Annotated in this window: 12 protein-coding genes; 6 read left to right on the forward strand and 6 right to left on the reverse strand. The window is 66.4% G+C overall.

The features are described 5' to 3' along the window. The first annotated feature begins 200 nt into the window (after nt 1-200). From ACB031_RS03280 to ACB031_RS03300, 5 genes are all read left to right on the forward strand, one after another. The gene (locus ACB031_RS03280) at nt 201-1,430 is read left to right on the forward strand and encodes a siderophore amonabactin export MFS transporter (protein WP_371138988.1); all 1,230 of its coding nucleotides are present in this window, start codon (nt 201-203) and stop codon (nt 1,428-1,430) included. A 57-nt stretch (nt 1,431-1,487) separates the two neighbouring features. After that, nucleotides 1,488-3,461, forward strand: coding sequence for a siderophore amonabactin TonB-dependent receptor (locus tag ACB031_RS03285; protein WP_010633764.1), 1,974 nt, complete (start codon nt 1,488-1,490; stop codon nt 3,459-3,461). 70 nt (nt 3,462-3,531) lie between these two features. Further along, the gene (locus tag ACB031_RS03290; RefSeq protein ID WP_005301628.1) at nt 3,532-4,548 is read left to right on the forward strand and encodes an amonabactin ABC transporter permease subunit 2; all 1,017 of its coding nucleotides are present in this window, start codon (nt 3,532-3,534) and stop codon (nt 4,546-4,548) included. 13 nt (nt 4,549-4,561) lie between these two features. Further along, a complete protein-coding gene (locus ACB031_RS03295; protein WP_181969382.1) occupies nt 4,562-5,629 on the forward strand; it encodes an amonabactin ABC transporter permease subunit 1 in 1,068 nt (355 codons plus the stop codon). A 43-nt stretch (nt 5,630-5,672) separates the two neighbouring features. Continuing rightward, a complete protein-coding gene (locus ACB031_RS03300) occupies nt 5,673-6,476 on the forward strand; it encodes an amonabactin ABC transporter ATP-binding protein (RefSeq protein ID WP_016350955.1) in 804 nt (267 codons plus the stop codon). Nucleotides 6,477-6,537: 61 nt separating this feature from the next. On the opposite strand, the gene amoD is transcribed toward ACB031_RS03300, so the two are convergent. Next, complete coding sequence (gene amoD, locus ACB031_RS03305) at nt 6,538-7,278, reverse strand: amonabactin biosynthesis phosphopantetheinyl transferase AmoD (protein ID WP_371138989.1); 741 nt, start codon at nt 7,276-7,278, stop codon at nt 6,538-6,540. A gap of 156 nt (nt 7,279-7,434) precedes the next feature. On the opposite strand from amoD, the gene ACB031_RS03310 reads away from it, so the two are divergent. Next, nucleotides 7,435-8,379, forward strand: a complete 945-nt coding sequence (locus ACB031_RS03310) for an amonabactin ABC transporter substrate-binding protein (RefSeq protein ID WP_371138990.1) — start codon at nt 7,435-7,437, stop codon at nt 8,377-8,379. Nucleotides 8,380-8,465: 86 nt separating this feature from the next. On the opposite strand, the gene amoH is transcribed toward ACB031_RS03310, so the two are convergent. Genes amoH through amoB form a run of 5 tightly spaced genes read right to left on the reverse strand, consistent with a single transcriptional unit; the run spans nt 8,466 to nt 21,073 of the window. After that, nucleotides 8,466-10,010: an amonabactin biosynthesis glycine adenylation protein AmoH gene (gene amoH / locus ACB031_RS03315; RefSeq protein WP_371138991.1), complete on the reverse strand. Its 1,545-nt coding sequence runs from the start codon at nt 10,008-10,010 to the stop codon at nt 8,466-8,468. Beyond that, nucleotides 10,007-16,279 carry an amonabactin biosynthesis non-ribosomal peptide synthetase AmoG gene (amoG, locus tag ACB031_RS03320; RefSeq protein WP_371138992.1) on the reverse strand — a complete coding sequence of 2,091 codons (6,273 nt, stop codon included), beginning with the start codon at nt 16,277-16,279 and terminating at the stop codon, nt 10,007-10,009. Before amoG ends, amoH begins: the two co-directional genes overlap by 4 nt. A 14-nt stretch (nt 16,280-16,293) precedes the next feature. Next, nucleotides 16,294-17,043 carry an amonabactin biosynthesis protein AmoA gene (gene amoA / locus ACB031_RS03325; RefSeq protein ID WP_371138993.1) on the reverse strand — a complete coding sequence of 250 codons (750 nt, stop codon included), beginning with the start codon at nt 17,041-17,043 and terminating at the stop codon, nt 16,294-16,296. A gap of 20 nt (nt 17,044-17,063) precedes the next feature. Next, nucleotides 17,064-20,165, reverse strand: a complete 3,102-nt coding sequence (gene amoF / locus ACB031_RS03330; protein ID WP_371138994.1) for an amonabactin biosynthesis non-ribosomal peptide synthetase AmoF — start codon at nt 20,163-20,165, stop codon at nt 17,064-17,066. Beyond that, nucleotides 20,162-21,073 (reverse strand): amonabactin biosynthesis bifunctional protein AmoB, encoded by a 912-nt coding sequence (gene amoB / locus ACB031_RS03335; protein WP_371138995.1) that lies wholly within the window; start codon nt 21,071-21,073, stop codon nt 20,162-20,164. The genes amoF and amoB overlap by 4 nt, the downstream gene beginning before the upstream one ends. Nucleotide 21,074 lies beyond the last annotated feature (1 nt).

Genomic DNA, 21,074 nt, shown 5'->3' on the forward strand with positions numbered 1-21,074 from the left:
ACCTGGTCATCATGGGCCATCCCGCCCGCTTTTCAATGATTTTGCCCGTGAGCGGTGAACGCCGTGCAGGTCAGGTCCTTCATTTTTCGATGAAAAGAGCGGAGACAGATCAAATAACACAAATAAAAATGATTACCATTTGTTGTCACGAAAAAATCGCTCGGATACAATTCGGTCTCATTTTTTCGAGCTTGCCGTCGATGAAGCCAGTGACCACCACCCCCGCCGCCATCCACCTTGCCCTGCTGGTCAATATGCTCTCCATGGGCAGCATGATGATGGTGATGCCGCTTGGGCCGGATCTGGTCATCAGCCTCGGCATGCAGCCGGAGCAGACCGGCTACTTCAGCGGCGGCGCCACTCTGGGGGCCGCCCTGATGGGCCTCATCGCCGCCCCCTGGCTCGATCGGGTCAATCGCAAGCCCGCCCTGCTGGTGCTGCTCACCCTGCGTTTTCTGCTGCTGATGGCCTGCACCCTGGTGCAAGACAGCCAGCAACTGCTGGTGCTGTTTGTCCTGTCGGGCTGTGTGGCCGGGCCGCTCGCCGCCATCCTGATGGCGGCCGTGCTGGATCTGGTGCCGCCCGCCGAGCGGGGCCGCCGTCTCGCCTACGTGGGCATGGCCTTCTCGCTGGCCGCCATTCTGGTGGTGCCCATCGCCCTGGTGCTGGCCCAGTGGTTTGGCTGGCAGAGCCCCTTCCTGCTGTTTGGTGCGTGCGGCCTGCTGCTGGCGCTGCTGAGCAGCCGCCTGCTGCCCTCCTTGCCGGTCAGCCGTGCCCCTCACGGCAGCGGCCTGCGCCAGCTGCTGGGATCGCCGCTCTGCCAGGGGGCCCTGTTGATCCTCTGCTTGCAGATGTTCGGCCACTTCCTGCTGATCCCGCACTTTGCCAACTACTTCCAGTTCAACCTCGCCTTCCCGCGCGAGCAGATCGCCGCCCTCTACCTGTGCGGCGGCCTCGCCAGCATGGCCACCATGCGGCTATGCGGTGGCTGGATTGATCAGGGCCGGGCCCAGGTCGCCATCCTGATCACCAGCCTGCTGCTGGCGCTGATCACTTTGCTCGGTTTCGCCATGCCGGTCGGCGTGCCCGTCTACCTGCTGTTCACCCTCTTCATGGCGCTGAGCTCGGCCCGATCCAGTTCGACCCTCGCCATCACCGCATCCATCCCGGCCCCTCATCAGCGCGCCGCCTTCATGTCTTTTCAGGGCACGGTCACCAATGTGGCGGCCGGGCTTGGCAGCCTGCTCTCCGCCAGGTTGCTGGTGTCGGATCAGAGCGGCGCCCTGCACGGCTTTGCTGGGCTCGCCTGGATCAATATCGGCTGCGGTCTGCTGGCCTGCGGCGGTGTCTGGCTCCTGCTCAAGGGGCTGGCACAGACAAGGAACAACAATAACCCCGAGTCTGGCCCCGCCAGACAAGGAAGTCAGTGAGCCACCGGCCCCAGAGCCGGACCCCATAACCTCTGTTTTATTCATGGAGTTTTGACTATGCAGTTGCAGCCCGGCGTCTTTCGCCTGAACCCCATCCTGCTCTCCCTCGGCCTTATCGCCCTGCCGGGCCTGGCCCAGGCCGAGGCGCCCAAAGCCAACGAGACCCTGGTGGTCACCGCCACCCAGACCAAGCACACCGAACTCTCCGCGCCGGCCAGCGTCTCCGTGGTGACCCGCGCCGATCTGGACAAGATGAACGCCAACAACATCGGTGAAGCGCTCAAGCACGTGCCGGGCGTCAACGTCATCGGCACCAACCCCACCGGCCGCAACGAGATCAAGATCCGCGGCATGGGCGGCGACTACACCCTGCTGCTGATCAACGGCAAGCGGGTCAACGCTCGCGAGACCCTGGGCAGCTCGTTTGGCAATGACTTCGACTTGAGCTCCATCCCCATGGCTGCCATCGAGCGCATCGAGGTGATCCGCGGTCCCGTCTCCTCCCTCTATGGCGCCGACGCCCTCGGCGGCGTGGTCAACGTGATCCTGCGCCAGGCCAAGGAGCAGACCGAGGCGGCCTTCGGCTACACCCACACCATGCCCACCAAGGGTGATGGCGGTGATGCCAACCGTGGCAACGCCTTCGTCTCCGGCGCCCTGATCGACAACAAGCTGCTCGGCAGCCTGGTGGTGGAAGGCTATCAGCGCGACCGCTGGCACAGCGATCAGTCCAACAACAAGGACGCAGATGCGCTGGAGAAACGGGAAGTGGTCAACATGCTCTCCAGCCTGAAGTGGCTGGTCAGCGACAACCAGGACGTGGAGTTCGATCTGGGCTACAACCAGAACGACATGGACAGCTACTTCAACAACGTGCCGCGCGCCCCCACCGCCCCGGCCACTCCGCACAACGTGCAAAAACTCGATCGCCTGAGCCTGGGGGTCACCCACAACGGCCGTTGGGAGCACTTCGACAGCCGGGCTCGCTACTACTTCGAGCAGACCGATCTGATGGATGACTCCCAGCTCAACGGCGGCGCGGCCGACGTCACCCAGACCAACCACACGGTCGACGGCCAGCTGAGCGGCTACCTCGGGGATCATCTGCTGACTTCCGGCGCGGAGTTCCGCAAGACCGAGCTGGAACACAGCCGCAGCATCACCAACGGCAGCGTGGATGCGAGCCAGAGCGCTCTCTATCTGCAAGACGAGTTCGGCTTTGGCGATCTGGCGCTGACTCTCTCCGGTCGTCTGGATCACCACGAAACCTATGGCAACGAGTTCAGCCCGCGCGCCTATGCGCTTTACAAGCTGAGCGACGAGTGGGTGATCAAGGGCGGCGCCGGCAAGGCGTTCAAGGCCCCGACCCTGGCCCAGTCCAGCGAAGGCTTCGCCACCACCGCCTGCCGCGGCGCCTGCAAGGTCATCGGCAACCCGGATCTGAAACCGGAAACCGCCGTCAGCTACGAGCTGGGCACCGCCTATGAGGCAGAGCGCTTTGGCGCCGGCCTCACCGGCTTCCACAACGACATCGAGGATCTGATCCAGAGCGATCAGTGGGGCCCGGGCTATCGTCCGAGCGTGATGACCTACCTCAACGTCAAGAAGGCCCGGGTCAAGGGGCTGGAGCTGACCGGATGGGTCGATGTGATGGACGACGTCAAGCTGACCGGCAACTGGACCATGCTGGACTCCGAAGACAAGAGCACCGGCGACGATCTGGCCAAGACCCCGGATCACACCGGCAACCTGAGCCTGGATTGGCAAGCCACCGAGATCGTCAGCACCAACCTGGCCTGGCAGTACGTGGGCAGCCAGTTCATCAAGGTGCCGATGCACAACTCCCAGGCGCTCAAGTCCGACAGCTACCAGACCCTGGACGTCAACACCAAGTGGAAGGTAACCCCGGCGCTCGACTTCAAGCTGGGCATCACCAACCTCACCAACACCAAGCGTGACCAGGTCGCCACCGACGCCGACTTCATTCTGGAAGGTCGTACCGTCTACGCCGGCGTGGATTACAAGCTGTAAGCCCCGCAGGGGAGTCCGTCAGGGCTCCCCTCTTTCTGCTGTTATTGCCTCGACATGAAGGAGTAGCCGGGTGCAGAGACACCAAACACACCTGTTCTGGCTGGGAGTGATCCTCCTGTTCCTGCTGATCTGTCTGTCACTGGCCACTGGCGCTGGTGTCTATGGTGGCCGCGAGGTCGCCGGTTTTCTGCTGGGCGATCCCGCCCTCGTGGCCGATGAAAAACTCGCCATGATAGTTCACACCCTGCGTCTGCCCCGCACCCTGTGTGCCTTGGTGGTGGGCGTCTCCCTGGCGCTGGCGGCCTCCATGCTGCAAAGCGCCACCCGCAATCCGCTGGCCGAACCCGGCCTGCTCGGGGTCAACGCCGGCGCCGTGTTCGCCCTGGTGATCGGCCTCACCTATTTTGGCGTCGAATCCGCCTACGGTTATCTGCTCTGGTCCGGCATGGGGGCCCTGCTCGGCAACCTCATCGTGCTCGGTCTCGGCCTGATGGTGGGGCGCTCCAACCCCCTCAAGCTCATTCTGGTGGGGGTCGCTCTCTCCGCCACCTTCGGCGGCCTCTCCAACTTCCTGCTGCTCTCCAACCAGGTGGTGCTGGAGCAGTTCCGCTTCTGGAATCTGGGGTCGCTGGCCGCCTCGGATCTCGATGCGGTGCTCACCGTGATGCCCTTTGCCCTGCTCGGCCTGCTGCTGACCCTGGCACTCTGTCGCCAGCTCACCCTGATGCAGATGGGTGACAGCCAGGCGCTGGCGCTCGGCATCCGGCCGACCCGGGTGCGCATCGGCGTGCTCTTGGCCGCCACCCTGTTTACCGCCTGCGCCATCGCCATCGCCGGCCCCATCGGCTTCGTCGGTTTTCTCGCCGCCTACTGCGCCCGTCTGGTGGAGCCGGTGCGCCTCGCCATCCAGGTGCGCTTCTCCGCCCTGTTCGGGGTGCTCTTTCTGCTCGGCGCCGACATCCTGGCGCGCTGGCTGATCCAGCCGTTCGAGCTGCCCAACGGGGTGATCCTGGCGCTGATCGGTGCCCCTGTGCTCATCCTGGTGGTGCGCAGCGGCGGCTTCCGCGCCCTGCTGGCCGTCAAATAAGGTTGCCTGCCTCATGAACAATTCCATCCATCCCTCCCTCACCACGACGCTTCCCACCGGTACCGTCTGCCTGCGCGTTGGCAGCCGCACCCTGTTGCTGCACCGCCGCGCCTGGCTGATTACCCTAGGGCTCCTGGTGGCCCTGGTGCTGCTCTCCCTGCTGGCGCTGACCCTGGGCTCCGGCAAGCTCACCATGCTGGGGGTGATCCAGACCCTGCTTGGCGAGGGCAACCGGCTGAGCGAGGTGACCGTCTTCAAGATCCGCTTGCCGCGCATCGTCGCCGTGCTGGTGGCGGGAGCGGCCATGGGCCTCTCCGGCTGCCTGGTGCAGACCCTCATTCGCAACCGCCTCGCCACCCCGGACATGATCGGGGTCAACGAGGGGGCCTCCTTGGCCATCATCGCCTTCTCCCTCTACCTGACCCTCGGCAGCTGGCCCTGGTGGGCCGCGCCGCTGGGTGCCCTGTTTGCCGCCGCCGTGCTCTATGCCCTGTGCAACAAGCCGGGGGAGCAGGGCTACCTGTTCGTGGTGATCGGCATCGGCGTCTCCGAGCTGATGAACGCCATCGGCCAGTTCGTGATGTCCACCCAGTCGCTGGTGCACCTCACCAGCCTCTACCTGTGGAACATGGGCAACTTCGTCGGCCAGGGTTACAGCACCGTGCTGCCGGTGGGGATCCTGATCCTGCTGGTCTGCCCCTGGGTAGTTTATCTCTCCCGGGCTCTGGGCGTACTGCGTCTGGGCCCCGTCACCGCCCAGAGTCTGGGGGTGAACGTCAACCGGGTGCAGCTCGGCGTGCTGGCCCAGGCCATCGTGGTGGCGGCGCTCGGCACCGCCATCGGCGGCCCGGTGGTGTTCATCGCCATGGCGGCCCCGGTGCTCGCCTCCTGGCTCAGCCGGGATCGCATCGTGCCGCTGTGGATTGCCGCCCTGTGCGGCGCCCTGCTGCTGCTGGCCAGCGACACCCTGGTGCGGGTGCTGGCCAGCCCCCACGAGGTGGCCACCGGCATCATGACCCGTATTCTCGGCGGCCTGCTGCTGCTGTTCATCCTGCTCAAAGACCGCCAGAAGGCCGACTGACGATGCCATTCATCCATTTTCAAGACAGACCGAGGGCCGCCTGATGACGCTCACCATCAATCACCTGCAATTTGGCTATCAGCACAAGCCCGTCTTCAACGACATCTCCTTCACCATTCCCCAGGGCAAGCTGGTAGGGATCGTCGGCCCCAACGGCGGCGGCAAGTCCACCCTGCTCAAACTGCTGGCAGGCCAGGAGCAGCAGCAAGCCGGCGAGATCCTGCTCAAGGGCAAGCCGCTGGCAAGCTACGGCAAGAAGGCGCTGGCCCGCGAGCTCGCCTACCTGCCCCAGCGCCCGCTGGTGCCCGCCGGCATCCAGGTCGAGCAGCTGGTGCAGTACGGCCGCCACCCTCATCAGGGCTGGTTCAATCAGTGGAGCGAGGAGGATGCCCGCATGGTGCGCTGGGCCTGCGAGCGGATGCAGCTGGGCGACATTCTGCAGCAGAGCGCCAGCTCTCTCTCCGGCGGTCAGGCCCAGCGGGTGTGGCTCGCCATGGTGCTGGCCCAGGATGCGGACATCATACTGCTGGATGAACCCACCAGCGCCCTCGACATCGGCCACCAGACCGAGGTGATGGAGGCCATCCACCAGATCACCGCCGAGGGCAAGACGGTGCTCATCGTCATCCACGATCTCGCCACCGCCGCCCGCTACTGCGACGAGCTGATCGCGCTGGGGGATGGTGGCATCCAGGCCATGGGGCCGGCCCGCGAGGTGGTGACCAAGTCCCTCATCGACCGCCTCTACCAGACCGACGTGGACATACTGCACGCCCCCGGCGACGGCGCCCCCATCATAGTGCCGCGCCGCAGGCCACATGCCTTTGCCATGCGCCAACCGGCCTGAGCCCCATCAAAAAACCGCCCAGAGGCGGTTTTTTTATGCTTGTGTCTCGGCGCACCGCCACTCACAACAGCAGGCTGGTGAGCCCCCCGCCAGGCAGTGTCTGCCAGTAGAGCGTGCAGCGCCAACCGGCGGGCAACTCTGGAGTCAGCCCGCCCACCAGTTCGAGGGTGAGGGTCTGCTCCGTCATGGTCAGCCAGCGGGCATCGAGAAAGTCAAAATAGCGCCCCACCCTGGAGTAGAGTGCCTTGAACAGGCTCTCCTTGGCCGAAAAAATCAAGGTGAGCGCCTCACCCCTGCTCAGGCCGATGGCGCGGGCAGCGGCCGCCAGTCGGGCCCACTCCTCCGGACTTGCAATGCCGGGCCAGAGCTCGCTTGCCTGCCCCTCTGCCAGCCAGCCCTCCAGATCCAGCCCCATCCCCGCCCGGCCGGGGCGCACCGCACACAGGGCCATGCCGCGCCCCTGCAACAAGCTGTGGCTGATGCTGCCCTCAAACCCCGCAGGCCAGCAGGGTTCGCGGGCGTTGCCGATGGCCACGGGGTGCTCCGCGAGGTTGAAGGAGCGCAGGGCTTCGCGGGCCGCGAGACGCCCCGCCAAAAACTCCCCCAGCCGCTTGGGGGCCGCGCGCTGCAAGCTGGCGGGCAGCACCATGCCGGCCGCGTCGTAGCAGGCCGGGGTGAAGGCGGCGGGGTCAAAGCAGACCCGTTGCAGCGCCATGTGCGCCGCGCCGGGCAGCGGCAGGCTGTCGGCCTGCACGATAAAGTGGTCCAGTGAGCAGGCTGGCGCGGTGGCAATGAACATCACGAAGAGCCCTTGGTGGATGAGCCAACATGGTAGCAAATTGCTCCCTCCACACACCACAAACACAAATGACAATTCTTATCATTTGAATTTGTGGTAGCATGAGTTCGCCCGTTTGGGACCCAGTGTTCCACTGATTTCACCAAGAAGGATGTAACGATGAAGATCTCCTCTCCCCTGGCTGCCGTGCTGTTGCTGGCCAGCCTGGTCGGCTTTCAGGCACAGGCCGGCAGCGAGACCCGTCAGGTGACCGATGCCGACGGCAAGACCCAAGTCGTACCGGCCCAGCCCAAGCGGGTGGTGGTACTGAGCGAAATCGATCTGGACAGCGCCCTGACCCTGGGGCTGCAACCGGTCGGCACCGTCAATGGCCGTGGCCAGTCCACCCTGCCCCGCTACCTGCTGCAACAGGCGGGCAAGGAGATCGCCGTGGTCGGCGATCTGGACAACCCCAACCTGGAGAAGCTGATCGATCTGGAACCGGATCTCATCCTCACCGGCCAGACCAAGCCCGAGCTGCTGGCCCTGCTCAAGGAGATCGCCCCCACCGTGGTCACCGGCAACTGGGGTGACTCCTGGAAGGAGATCTTCAATCGCAGCGCCCACGTGCTGAACCGGGACGCCGAAGCCAAGACCTTCCTCGCCCAGTATGACGCCCGCCTGCAGGAAGCCCGCAGCAAGCTTGCCAAACATCAGGGCGAGCGCCTGAGCATAGTGCGCTGGAACCCCAAGGGCCCGAGCTACATGCACAGCGGCACCTTCGCCAGCAGCGTGGTGGAAGAGATGGGGCTGACCCGGCCGACCCACCAGATCGGTGACAAGACCCCCCACTCCCCGGCCCTGAGCCTCGAATCCCTCAACCTGCTGGACGGCGACTGGCTGGTGATCGGCACCCTGAGCGCCAGTGGCGATGCGGTGGATGCCATGAAGCAGGCCGAGCAGACCCCGGCCTTCCAGCAGCTCGGCGCCATCAAGAGCAAGCGCTTCGGCGCCGTGGACGGGTCGCTCTGGACCTCCACCGGCGGCCCCCAGGCGGCCCTCAAGGTGATCGACGATGTCGAGCAGCTGCTGGCCAAACCCGATGCGGCCCCCATCACCCAATAAGCCCGCATGATGAGCACCCACAAAGAAGCCCGCATTTGCGGGCTTCTTTTTTATCCATGGCTTTTAACGTCTACTCAGACAACCATTTATTGCGGCAAAGGCAGCGCCTTTCTGTCCAGTTTGCCGCTGCCGGTCTTGGGCAGGGCATCCAGCAGCATGAGCCGCGCCGGCACCATGTAGTGCGGCAGCGTCGCCTGCAGCCCCTTGCGCAGGGCGAGGCGATTGAGGGTCACCCCGCTTTTCGCCTCCACGTAGCCCACCAGCATGGCCTCGTCCCCCTCGCCCACCAGGCGCACCGCCGCCTCCTGCACCCCGGCCTGGCGGCGCAGCCCCGCCTCCACCTCGCCGAGCTCGATGCGAAAGCCGCGCAGCTTGACCTGATCGTCGCGCCGTCCCAGATAGAGGAAGCTGTCCGCCCCCAGCCGCCGCACCCGATCGCCGGTGCGATAGAGGCGATGGGTGGCAAGGCGCAGGAAGGCGGCGCGGGTCAAGGCCGGCTTGCGCCAGTATCCCTCGCACAGGGCCGGGCTCTCGATGCAGAGCTCGCCGCACTCCCCCTCTGCCACCGGCTGCCCCGCCTCGTCCAGCACCCAGTGCCGATAGCCGGGCAGGCTGTGGCTGATGGTGATCTGGCCATCAGTCGCTGGCCAGCGCACCTCGCTCACCAGGGACCAGACGGTGGCCTCGGTCGGCCCGTAGCAGTTCCACAGTCGCCGGGTGCGGGCACAGAGCTGCTCGGCCAGACCTGTATCCAGCGCCTCGCCACCGCACAGGGCGGTAAGGGTATTGCGCCCCTGCCAGCCCGCCTTGAGCAGCATGCGCCAGCAGGCCGGGGTCGCCTGCAGCCAGTTGATGGAGGGGTCGGCCTCCAGCAGCGCCAGCATCCCCAGCGGATCCTTGTTGTGCTCGCCGCCGGCCACCGTCAGCCGGCCACCACCCCAGAGCGGCCCCAGCATCTCCAGCAGGGAGATGTCGAAGGCCGGGGTGGTGATGAAGAGCCAGTGGCAGCTCGGTGAAAGCCCGAGCCGCTCGCGGATCCCGTCGAGGAAGCAGAGCAGGGCCCGCCGGCTGATGACCACCCCCTTGGGCTCGCCGGTGGAGCCCGAGGTGAACATCATGTAGGCAGCCAGGGCGTCATCCACCTGGGGCCAGGAGACGGCACCTGCCGCTGCGGGCCCGTCGAGGGTGCGCAGCGGACAACCGAAGGCGGGAGCCGGCCTGTCGCCATCGCAGATCACCGCCGACAGGCGCGCCTGACGGGCGATCCCCTGCAGCCGCTCCACCGGAAAGTCCGGCTCAAGGGGCACGAAGGTGAGGCCGAGCCGCAGGCAGGCCAGCAGGCTGGCCACCAGATCGGGGCCGCGGGAGAGATAGAGGCCGACCCGCTCCCCCACCGCCAGCCCCTGCAGGCGGGCGGCAATCTCGCCGACCCTGGCATTGAGCGCGCCGTAGCTGAGCCACAGCTCATCTGATCCCCCCTCACTGATGCCCTCCCCGCCCATACGGATGGCGGGAGCCAGCGGGGTGGCGGCCAGACATGCCGCCAGCCGCGCGCCCAGGTTGGCCGCCCCCTTGGGGGCGCCTCTCAGGGGTGACACGGCCGGGGCCTTATGCTTGATGGTCACCGTCATAGCGCGGCCTCCGTTTGGCGCACCAGCCAGTGCCGATAGAGCCGGCTGGGGGATGGATGGGCCTTGAGGGTCTGCAGGGTGAGCTGCGCCCGCTCCTGGCCAAACGCCTCGTTGAGGGCCGCCAGCAGGGCGAGCTGCTGCACCGAATCCACCCCGAGTTCACACAGGGTCTGCTGCCAGATACCGGGCACGCCGCACTGGCGCTCCCACAGGGCCACCAAAGAAGCGGCCTCCTTCGGGCAGGGATCCGCCATCGAGGCTGCCGGTCGCGCGACTACAGGGGACGGCTCCCCCACATCCGCAGGTCTGGCCGGCTGGCCCAGATCCGCGTGCGCCAGCCAGTCGAGCTCGGCCAGCCAGTCAGCCAGCACCGCCTCGGCCTGGGCCTCGGGGATCTGCTCGCCGTCGAACTCGAGGCGCAGCTGGAGCGTCTCACCCCGGCTGCTGACCACCAAGGAGAGCGGCAGCTCCACCTTCTCCACCACGGCGCCAAAGCGCGGCACCAGCTGGTGGGGTTCGGGGGCGGCAGGGGCCGCCGGCATGGGGTAGTTCTCGAACACGAACAGACTCTGAAACAGACGCGCCCGGCCTTTGGTCAGTGCCGCCAGCGACTGGGTGCCGTGCTCATTGAGTGCCATCAGGTCGGTCTGCAACTGGGCGATATGCTCGGCCAGGGTCAGCTCGGTGTGCCACGCCAGCGCCAGCGGCAGGCTGTTGATGTAGAGCCCGACGCTCGCGGTGATCCCCTCGATGGGATAGTCCCGGCCCGGGGTCACGTTGCCCACCAGGGTGACGGCATCGCCAGAGCGGCGTGCCAGCAGACGGTGCCAGGCATATTGGGCCAACAGGCCCGCGGTCACCCCAAGCTCGCGGGCACGGCTCGCGAGCAAGGTTGCCACCTCGGTCGGCAACGCCGTGGCGCACACCGCCGGTCGCTGCTGGGTATGGCGCCCGCTTGAGCTAGCGTCCAGCGTCACCCCGAACAGGCAGGCGAGATCGTTAGGCGTTGCCAAGAGCTCGCCCCGCCCCTGCCAGTAGGCATCGGCGCTGCGGGTTTGGCTGGCGATATGGCGGCCAAATTCGAGCCAGGCCGTATCCGGCTCGCCCTGCGGCAACAGGCCATTCATCAGCGCCTGATAGCCGCGATGCAAGGAACCCAGCAACACGGGGCCACTCCAGCCATCCAGCACGCCGTGATGGGCGCTGAAGATCACCTTGTGGTGATCGGGGGCCAATTTGAAGCAGGCAAGGCGCAGCAGGGGCGCCTGCTCGAGCGGGATCGGGCGGGCCAGATCCTGCTCGCGATAGGCCTGGACCCGTGCCTCTGCATTTCCCACTTCAGACAAATCCTCATAGTGGAATGGCAACTCGGCATGCTTGAGGATGCGCTGCAGCGCGACCCCATCCGCCAGCACCAGTTCGCTGCGAAGGGCCGGCCAGCGGGCGATCTGCCCCTGCCAGGCCTCACGGTAGACCGCCACGTCCAGCGGCTGGTGATAGTCCATCTCGGTCTGCAGGTGATAGGCGTGATCCCGGGGCAGCAGCGCCCTGTGATGGAACATGCTCTGCTGAAGCGAGGTCATGGGCAGCAGGGTCTCCACCTCGCGCCCGCTCAGCACCCGATCGAGCGCAGCTTGCGAGAGGCCAAGCCCCGGGAAGTCGCTCGGGGTGTGACGCGGAGCCTGCAGGTTGCAGCAGTGCTCCACCAGCGCCGTCAGGTTGTCCGCCAGCCGCGCCATCAGGGCGTCGCTCGCCTGCTGGTTGAGGGCGCCCACCTGGCGCAGGGTGAGGCGACCGTCGTAGACCCCCCCGTGCAGACTCACCAGCTCGCGCGGCAGGTTGTCAGGGGAAGTGGGGGCCCCCGGTGCCAGCGGCAGGGGTTGCCAGGGCTGAGCAGCCTCGCCCTGATGGCTGACCCCCAGGTAGTTGAAGACCACCAGGGCTTCGGGCAGTGCCCAGCCACGGGGGTGGTGCAGCCGCAGGGCGTTGAAGCCCACCCCCTTGTCCGGCACGGCGCGCAGCTGCTCCTTGGTGGCGCACACCAGCGCATCCCACGCCTTGGCATCCGCCAGCGCCAGCGGATAGGTGCTGGTGAACCAGCCGAGGGTACGGCTCACGTCCAGTTCCGCATCGATGGCCTCACGACCGTGTCCTTCCAGCATCACGCAGTGACGGCTACCGTAACCCTGCTCGCTCAGGGTTCGGGTCAGGGCCGCCAGCAACAGGTCGGGCACCCGGGTGAAGTAGGCCTGATTGGCGGTGTCGATGAGACGAGCCGTGGTCTCCTGACTCAGCTGCAGCAGGCTGGCGGCGGCGCGGCCATCGGTGGCGCGCGCCGCCTCCAGCAGCTGACCCTGGCTGCCCTCCCCCTGAGCCAGCCAGAAGCCAAGCTGATCCTCTTCCCGTTTGGCGTAGGCCGCCAGCCCCTCGCCCCACTGGCGATAGCTGCTGCCCTTGGCGGGCAGTGGCTCGCCCCTGCTCACCCGTGCCAGATCTTCGGCCAGGATGCGCCAGGAGACCGCATCGATCACCAGGTGATGGAAGGCGAGGAAGAGCCCTTCCACCGTCTCACGCTCGCCCTCTCGTTCACCTTCCAGAGAGAGATTGTGCAGGCGGGCCCAGGCCAGGGTGTGGCCGCTGGCGGGGTCGAAATCTCCCTGCAGCTCGGTCAGGCGGGCCTGCAGCTCGGCCTCATCGAGATTGGCGGCATCCAGGGTCGGCAGTGGCGGCAATAGCAGTTCGGCCAGATAGCGCTGGCCGGTCGGGGTCACCGCCAGGCGCAGGGCATCGTGATGCTGGCGCAGGGTATCCAGCCAGCCGCGCAGGGCCTCATCGTCCACCCCGGCCGGCAGGCGCAGGATCACCCCCTGGTTCCAGTGACCGGGCTTGGCAAAGCCCTGCTCGAAGAACCAGTGCTGAATGGGGTGGAGCGGGAACTTGCCAGTCAGGCTGCCCTGCTCGCTCCGGTGGCTGACCGCCTGCTGCTGGCCGAGCTGGCGGCAGAGGCGGCGCACCGTCTTGGCTTCGAACACGTCCTTCACGCTGCAGTGCAGTCCCGCATCCCGCAACCGGGTGGTGAGCTGGATGCTGAGGATGGAGTCACCCCCTAAGCGGAAGAAGTCATCCTCCACCCCGAGCGGCTGCTTGAGCACCCCTTGCCAGATGGCGAGCACGGTCTGCTCCAGTTCGTTTTGCGGCTCGCCCTTGCTCTGCTGCCAGACGATGGCGGGCAGGCGGCGCAGGTCCAGCTTGCCGTTGGGGGTGAGCGGCATCTCGGGCAGCCAGCAGAGGCCCGCCGGCACCATGTATTCGGGCAGGCAATCGCCGGCCCGCTGCAGCAGGGCATCGCCGTCGGGCTCCCTTGCCCCGGCCTGCAGACAGGCGTAAGCGAGCAGACGCCCCTCCTGCACCACCACCTTGATCTGACGAATGGCCGGGCACAATTCGGCGAGCCGGGTCTCTATCTCACCCGGCTCGATGCGATAGCCGCGCAGCTTGATCTGCTCGTCTATCCGGCCCAGATACTGGATGTTGCCGTCGCGGCGCAGCAGGGCCCGATCGCCGGTGCGATAGAGGCGATATGTGCGTTCCTCATTCGTTGCATCAAAGGCCAGCTCGATAAAGGCCTCCTGGGTGCGCTCCGGCAGATTGAGGTAGCCGCGAGCCAGCCCCAGCCCCGCCAGGCAGAGCTCGCCGGGGACCCCCACCGGGCAGAGGTTGCCCGCCTCGTCCAGGATCAGCGCCTTCAGGTTGTTGACGGGGCGACCTATGGTGATGGGCGCCCCCGGGGTGAGCCGCGCGCAGAGCGCGGTGACGGTGCATTCGGTTGGGCCGTACATGTTGAACAGCGCCACCCGCTCTCCCCAACGCTCCACCAGGCTGCTCGGGCACGCTTCGCCGCCAAAGCCGATGGCCCGCAGCGATCCGAGATCCGCCACTGGCAATAGATTCGCGAGCAGGGCGGTCGGCAAAATCATATGGCTGGCGCCCTTGCTGATGGCGGCAGCGATCACCCCTTCCCCCGGCTCGCCGAAGTGCAGGGGCGCGCCGCAGTAGAGCGGCAGCAGGGTGGTCATGTTGCCCGCATCAAACGAGAGGGACATGCAGTTGAACATGGCGCCATTCTGATCAAGGGCGATGCGCTCGCCGTGATCCGCCATCAGGTTGACCAGGCTGCCCTGCTCCACCATGACCCCCTTGGGCAGGCCGGTGCTGCCGGAGGTGTAGATGATCTGGGCCAGCATGGCGGCATCGCGGGGCACGGCAGGAGCGCTGCTGGGCATCTTGTCCAGCGCCAGCTGGTGCAGATCGTGATATTCGGCAGTCGTGCCCTTGATGGCCTCGGCAAGCCGGGCATCCGGCTCTCCCCCGAGCACCAGCGCAATACTGGCGTCGCTCAGGATATGGGCCAGCCGCTCGGCGGGATAGGCAGGATCCAGCGGCACATAAGCCGCCCCCGCCTTCCAGCAGGCGAGCAGGGCAACCACGAAGGCGACATCACGCCTGGCCTGGATGCCGATGGCGGCGCCCGGGGTGACCCCCTGAACCTGCAGCCAGTGGGCCAGCCGGTTGGCACGCACCTCCAGCTCGCCATAGCTCAACGATTGCGCGCCGTCGCTCACCGCCAGTGCGTCCGGCAACTGAATAGCCCGCCGCTCGATATGGCAGAGCAGAGTGTCACGGCTCGGGTAGTCCGGCGGCAGATCGGCAAGCTGTGCGGCCAGCGCAGCCTGGTCGGTGCCCGCCTCCAGCGGCAGTTGCCAGATGTCGGTCTCGGGAGCCGCCACCACGGCGCGCATCAGGTGCAGCAGGCGATCGGCAAGAGCCTGAATGGTCTCTCGCTCGAACAGGGCGGTGGCAAACAGCCAGTCCACCCTGACCGAATCCATCAGCTCGGTCACCTTGACCGAGATGTCGGTCTTGGCCGGCAGCACAGGCGAGGTCTCCTCCACCAGCTGGCAGCCGGGGATGAGATCGTTGAAGTCCACCTTGGCCTGATAGACCAGCATGATCTGGAAGATGGGGTTGATGGCGGTGGTGCGATCGGCGCCGATGGCCTCGGCCAGCGCCTCGAAGCGGTAGAGCTGGTGATCAAAGGCCGCCAGATCCTCCTCCCGGCACTGCTGCAGATAGTCGACAAAGCTGGGCTTGCCGCTGAGTTGAGTGCGCAGCACCAGTGTGTTGACGAAAAAGCCCACCAGCGACTCGATCTCGTGGCGCTCGCGATAGGCGAGCGGGGTGCCGATCACCACCTCCTTCTCGCCGCTCTGGCGCACCATCAGCAGGGCAAACAGGGCGTGCAGACCGATGAAGTTGGAGGTGCTGTGGCGCTGACAGAGGCGCTTGAAGCTCTCCCACAGCTCATTGTCGATGGTGGAGAAGACCAGCTCGCCGCCGCTGTCCTGATGGGCCGGGCGCGGCTTGTCGAGCGGCAGGCCGTGCACCTCCGGGCTGCCACCGAGCCGGTCGACCCAGAATGGTTTGAACTCGGCGTGATAATCGAGAAAACGCGGTGAGTTGAACCAGCGGGCATAGTCGATGTAGGTGAGCGGCAGCTCGCTCACCTGCAGGGGTTCGCGGTTCTGATGGGCAAGGAAGGCGCGCTTGAGATCCGCGAACATGTTCTTGACCGACCAGCCGTCGGAGATGATGTGGTGCTGGGTGATCAGCAACACGTGCTCGCGGCTGCCGAGCCGAATAAGATGCACTCGGCTGAGATCCCCCTGGGTCAGGGAGAAGGGGCGGCCGATCTCCTCGCGCACCCGGCGGGCCACATAGGCTTCGCGCTCGGCAGCGGGCTCTGCGCTCACGTCCTCAATCTGCAGCTTGAAGGGCGTGTGGGGCAAGATCTCCTGCGCCCCCCTGCCCGCCTCGTCCTTGATGAAGCGGGTGCGCATGCTGGGGTGGCGGGCAAACAGGTGATCGAAAGCAAACTCCAGCGCCGCCGTGTCCAGCTCTCCCTTGACGCGAAAATAGACCGGCATGTTGTAGAGGTGGGAGGACTCCTCGTACTGCTCGATAAACCAGAGTCCGCTCTGGGAGGACGAGAGCGGCCCGCTCTTCGCGCCCTCGGCGGCGATGGGCGCCTCGAAGGCGGCGCGGGCCACCAGGCAGCGCACCAGCTCATCCTTGTGGGCCTTGATGGTGGCGCCGATGGCCGGCGTCACCGCCTCCTTGCTCGACTGGGAGATAAGCTGGCCCTTGTCGTTCAGCCCAAGCTTCACTCCCTGCCGTTCAAGCTGTTTCAACAGCAAAATCATATTGTTCATCTGTTTCTCAAGCCTCAGGCACTCAGGGTGGCGCCGCCGTCGACGACCAGATCCTGCAGCGTGATGTGGCTGGCCAGATCCGAGGCCAGGAAGAGGACGGTATGGGCGATCTCCGCCGGGGTGGCTACCTTGCGCAGGGGGATGCCGAGCTTGAACTGCTCCGGCAGCCCGGCAATGGTGCGGGCCATGGCCTCCTCGCTTGGCAGCATGCCGCGCAGCATGGGGGTATCCGTTGAGCCCGGCGACACCAGGTTGGCGCGCACGCCGAAGGGGGCCAGCTCCAGTCCCACCGTCTGGGTCAGGCTGGTGACCGCCGCCTTGGAGGCGCAGTAGGCCGCCATCTGCATGCGCGGCACATGGGCGGCGTTGGAGCCGATGGTGACGATGGCACCGTGCTGCTGCCCCTTGAAGTGGGGCACCAGGGCCCGCAGCAGATAGAAGACGCCGCTGGCGTTAACCGTCATGCAGTCGTGCCAGTCGTCATCGCTTAAGGTTTCGGTGGGGCCGAGGCGCAGTACCCCGGCCCCGTTGACCAGCACATCGAGCCCGCCGTCCGCCAGCAGCGCTGCGCAGCAGGCGTTGACCGCCTTCGAGTCGCCAATATCGAGCAGCCGGGTGGCATAGGGGTAGTCGGCTTCGGGAAACGCCAGATCCAGCCCCACCACACAGGCGCGGGCCGCCACGAACTGCGTCGCCACCTCGCGGCCGATGCCGCGCCCGGCCCCAGTCACCCAGACCCGCTTGCCAGTGAAATCAAAGGCCATTGCTTGTTGCTCCTTATCCATCACCACACCATCTCCACGCTCTCTTCATCCTCGGCAAGCAGGCCGTCGAGGAAACGGCAGAAATCATCCAGCCGAGGGTGATCGAACACGTCGGAAACCTTGACCTGCACCCCGAACTCGGCGCCGAGCCGGTTGACGATCTGGATGGTCTGCAGGGACTGGCCCCCCAGTTCGAAGAAGTTGTCCATGGGCGCCATGGTGGCTAGCCCCAGGATCTGCTGCCAGATGGCGCCGACCCGGTTCTCGGTCTCGCTGCCCAGGGTCAGGGCCTCTCCGCCCGCCTGGTAGGCGGCCAGCAGGGCCTTGCGATCCAGCTTGTTGGAGCCGGTGCGGGGCAGCTGGTCATAGTGGCGATAGTCGGTGGGGATCATGGCGGCAGGCAGCACTTTGGCCAACTGCGCCTTGATGACCCGGCTGTCGCGCTCCGCCCCCGCCACAAAGGCCACCAGCCGGCGCACGCTGCCGATGCTCACCCCCTGCACGCAGGCCTCGTCCACCCCCGGCAGGGCCAGCAGCTGGGCCTCCACCTCGCCGGGCTGGATGCGATAGCCGCTTATCTTGAATTCGTTGTCACGCCGGCCGAGGTAGACCAGCCGGCCAGCCACCAGGCGCACCCGATCGCCGGTGCGATAGACGGGCATCTGCTCTGCGCCAACCCGCAGGGTGCCAAAGCTCCCTTGCACGCCCCCCACATAGCCGTTGGCCAGCTGCGGGCCGAGCAGCACCAGCTCTCCTTCCTCGGCAGGTTGCTCCCCCGCCCCCAGGATGAGCGCCTGCATGCCGGGCAGCGGCAGGCCGATGGGCAACTGGGCCTGGCTCGGGTCCTCCTGCTGCAGCTCCTGGGTGGTCACCACCACTGTGGTCTCGGTGGGGCCGTAGGTGTTGAACAGGCGCACATCGGAGCGGCCCTGACGCTGCCACTGGGCCAGCTGCTCGGGATAGACCGCCTCGCCGCCGATGATGACGGTGGTAAGCCCGGCAGGAATGTGGGCCTGACCCGCCGTCAGCGCCACCACCCACTCGTTCCAGAACGCGGTGGGCAGGTCGAGGTGGGTGATCCCCATCTGCTCCACCCCGGCCGCAAAGGCGGGCATGGATTCGAGCAGGGCGTCGGTGCGCAGCACCAGGGTGGCACCGGCGCTCAGGGTGGCGAATACCTCCTCGATGCTGGCGTCGAAGTTGAAGGGGGCGAATTGCAGCATCCGCGCCTCTTCATCCAGGTGATAGCGGCAGCGGGCGGCGGCGGCAAAGTGATCCAGCGCGCCGTGGCTGACCGCCACCCCTTTAGGCAGGCCGGTCGAGCCCGAGGTGAACATCAGGTAGGCGACGGCGCGGCCGGCGGCCGGCTGGTTGAGCCGATCGTCGCTTACCAGATCCCCCGCCAGCAGGGTGCGCCCCTCAAACAGGCTGGCCAGCTTGTGGCGGTACTCGGCCTGGGTGATCTGGGTCTTGACCTCCCCCAGCCGCAGGATATGGCCCTGGCGCTCCAGCGGCTGCTCGGGATCGAGCGGCACGTAGACGGCGCCCGCCAGCAGTACCGCCAGCTGGGCGAAGATGGCCTGGGGGGTGCGGGCCAGCATGACCCCCACCTTGTCGCCGGGGGCAACGCCTTCGGCCTGCAGGGCGGCCGCCATCTGTTCGGCTCTGGCCAGCAGCGCCTCGTAGCTGAAGCGGGCCTCTCCCTGCGCCGTGCGCTGAATCAAGGCAATCTTGTGCGGGGTCTGGGCGGCGAAATGGCAGAGCGCCTCCAGCACAGGCCGAGCCTTGATCACTTCATGGGTGGGGCCGGCGATCAGGGCGCTGGCCCGCTGCTCGGCCAGCCAGTCGGCCTTGAGGGTCCCCAGGGTCTGGGCGGGCTCGGCCAGCCAGCGCCCCAGCAGGGCAAACAGGGTATCGGCGATGGCTGCCAGATCTTCTTGCCGGTAGCAGCCGGGGTTGGCGTCCAGATCCAGTCTGGGCTGGCCATCGGCGCCGACCTGCACCTCGATGGTGAGATCCTCCACCGGGCCGGCGCTGATGTTGAGAATATGGGCAGATAGCGGCCCGAAGCGACGAGCGTGATCGAACGGCATGATGTTGACCAGGGGGCCGAACAGGCGCTTGTCGCCCCCCACCAGGCCAAGGTCGCGGCGCAGCAGCTCGTAGCGGTAGTGCTGGTGCTTGCGCACCCCGCGCTTGGCCTTGGCCACGGCGCCGGCGGCGCCTGCCAGATCCAGTTCTTCACCCAGTGTCAGCGCCAGCGGGGTAATGTTCATCTGCATGCAGGGCACGGTCAACGATGCCGAGCCGATGCGGTTCATCATCATCAGGCCGAGCAGGGTCTTATCCTGGCCGCTCGAAAGCGACAGTTGGGCAGAGAGACCGGCCAGCAGCAGATCGGGCCAGCCCAGCTTGTGCTCGTCGGCAAAGCCGGTCAGAGATTGCCAGAGCGCCGCTGGCAGCGGGCGGCTCTCGCGGATAAATTCGGCGGCAATCGGCGCGCGGGTCTCGCCAAAGGACTTCACCTCGGGCCAGCCTTGCAGCTGCTCCTGCCAGAAGGCGCGGGCGGCGGCGTTCTTGCCGCTTAGCTCGCGGCTCGCCTCTTCCGCCAGCACCTCAGCCAACGAGCCGAAGGGGGATGGGGAGTGCATCTCACCGGCCAGCCCCTCTGCATAGAGCTCGGCGATGCGCTGGAACAGCAGGGTGGTGCCAAAGCCGTCGAGGGCGATGTGGTGCACACAGCTGTAGAGATAATCACGGCCGGGGCCGCGCAGCAGGGCGAAGCGGCAGGGCGCCTCTTGGGTCAACTCGAACGGGCGGCGCAGATCGGCCCAGGCCCAGGCGCGGGCCAGCGTCTCGTCGTCGCGCTCGAGGGAGATTTCTTCATAGGCCAGGGGCAGCTCATGCGAGACGAAGCAGACCGCCTCCTTATCGTCTTCGAAGTGGCCCTTGAGCGCCTCGCACTCTCCCACCGCCTTGGCAAGGGCCGCGACCAGCACTGCCGCCTCCACCTTGCCGTCGAAGGCGATGCACTCGGCGGTGTTGAACATCGCCTTGTCGTCGTTGAGCAGATGTCCGGACCAGAGCCCCTGCTGGGGGATGGTCAAGGGGAAGCGGTTCATGGGGTCACCTCCAGCACCTGGGCTGCCAGCTTGGCCTCGATGAGGCGCCACCAGCCGTTGAGGGTCGGCAGCTTGGCGAGATCCACGAAGCCGAGCTCCACCCCGGCGGCGCGCCACTCGGTGAGCAGGGCCATGATCCGCACCGAATCCAGACCGTAGTCGATGAGGTTCTCGTCGGGGTCAAACTCCCCTTCGTCCTCGTCGATGTGACTCAGCAGCCGTGCCTTGAGCCCCTCATACGTCAGCAAGGGATTGGTGGGTTGGGCGGCAGACGCGGAAGCCGGCGCAAGGGCCAGCACCTCCTCGCAGCGGATCACCTTGCCGCAGCGGGTTGCCACGTAGTCGAGCGCCATCTGGTGGTCGGCCAGGGAGAAGTCCGCCACCCCGTCCGCCAGGAAGAAGGGCTGGATGTCGCGCATGAAGGCGTCACAGGCGGTCATCATGCAGCCGATATGGCCGTAGATGCCGCCGATGATCAGCTGATCCCGCCCCAGCGCTTTGAGCATCTGCTCCAGCTCGGAGCGCTGGAAGGCGCTGTAGCGCCACTTGACCAGCACGGTGTCGTCACGCTCTGGGCAGAGTGCTGCCACCACCTGCTGCTGCTCGGGCCGTTTGTTGAGCCCCGGGCCCCACATGTCGTTGAGCAGGGCGCGATCTTCAGGGGATTGATCCTTGGGCTGGGCGGTGTAGAAGACCGGGATGCCGAGGGCCTTGCACTGCTTGCGCACGGCGGCCAGGTGCTCGGTGAGCGCCGCGATCAGCGGGCTGTTTTCGCCATAGAAGGCGGTGAAGTACTCCTGCATGTCGTGGATCAGCAGGGCGGCGCGCTTGGGATCCAGAGACCAGTCGACCTTGTTGGCCTTCCACTGGCTGGGCATGGCGTAATTGTTCAGGGTTGGGATAGCCATA

The organism is Aeromonas sp. S8(2024) (assembly GCF_041403085.1).
GTDB lineage: Bacteria > Pseudomonadota > Gammaproteobacteria > Enterobacterales > Aeromonadaceae > Aeromonas > Aeromonas dhakensis.

Coding starts and splice junctions, on each gene's coding strand:
- ACB031_RS03280 (WP_371138988.1), top strand. CDS start 201: ATGAAGCCAGTGACCACCACCCCCGCCGCCATCCACCTTGCCCTGCTG.
- ACB031_RS03285 (WP_010633764.1), top strand. CDS start 1,488: ATGCAGTTGCAGCCCGGCGTCTTTCGCCTGAACCCCATCCTGCTCTCC.
- ACB031_RS03295 (WP_181969382.1), top strand. CDS start 4,562: ATGAACAATTCCATCCATCCCTCCCTCACCACGACGCTTCCCACCGGT.
- ACB031_RS03300 (WP_016350955.1), top strand. CDS start 5,673: ATGACGCTCACCATCAATCACCTGCAATTTGGCTATCAGCACAAGCCC.
- ACB031_RS03310 (WP_371138990.1), top strand. CDS start 7,435: ATGAAGATCTCCTCTCCCCTGGCTGCCGTGCTGTTGCTGGCCAGCCTG.
- amoH (WP_371138991.1), bottom strand. CDS start 10,010: ATGACGGTGACCATCAAGCATAAGGCCCCGGCCGTGTCACCCCTGAGA.
- amoG (WP_371138992.1), bottom strand. CDS start 16,279: ATGAACAATATGATTTTGCTGTTGAAACAGCTTGAACGGCAGGGAGTG.
- amoA (WP_371138993.1), bottom strand. CDS start 17,043: ATGGCCTTTGATTTCACTGGCAAGCGGGTCTGGGTGACTGGGGCCGGG.
- amoF (WP_371138994.1), bottom strand. CDS start 20,165: ATGAACCGCTTCCCCTTGACCATCCCCCAGCAGGGGCTCTGGTCCGGA.
- amoB (WP_371138995.1), bottom strand. CDS start 21,073: ATGGCTATCCCAACCCTGAACAATTACGCCATGCCCAGCCAGTGGAAG.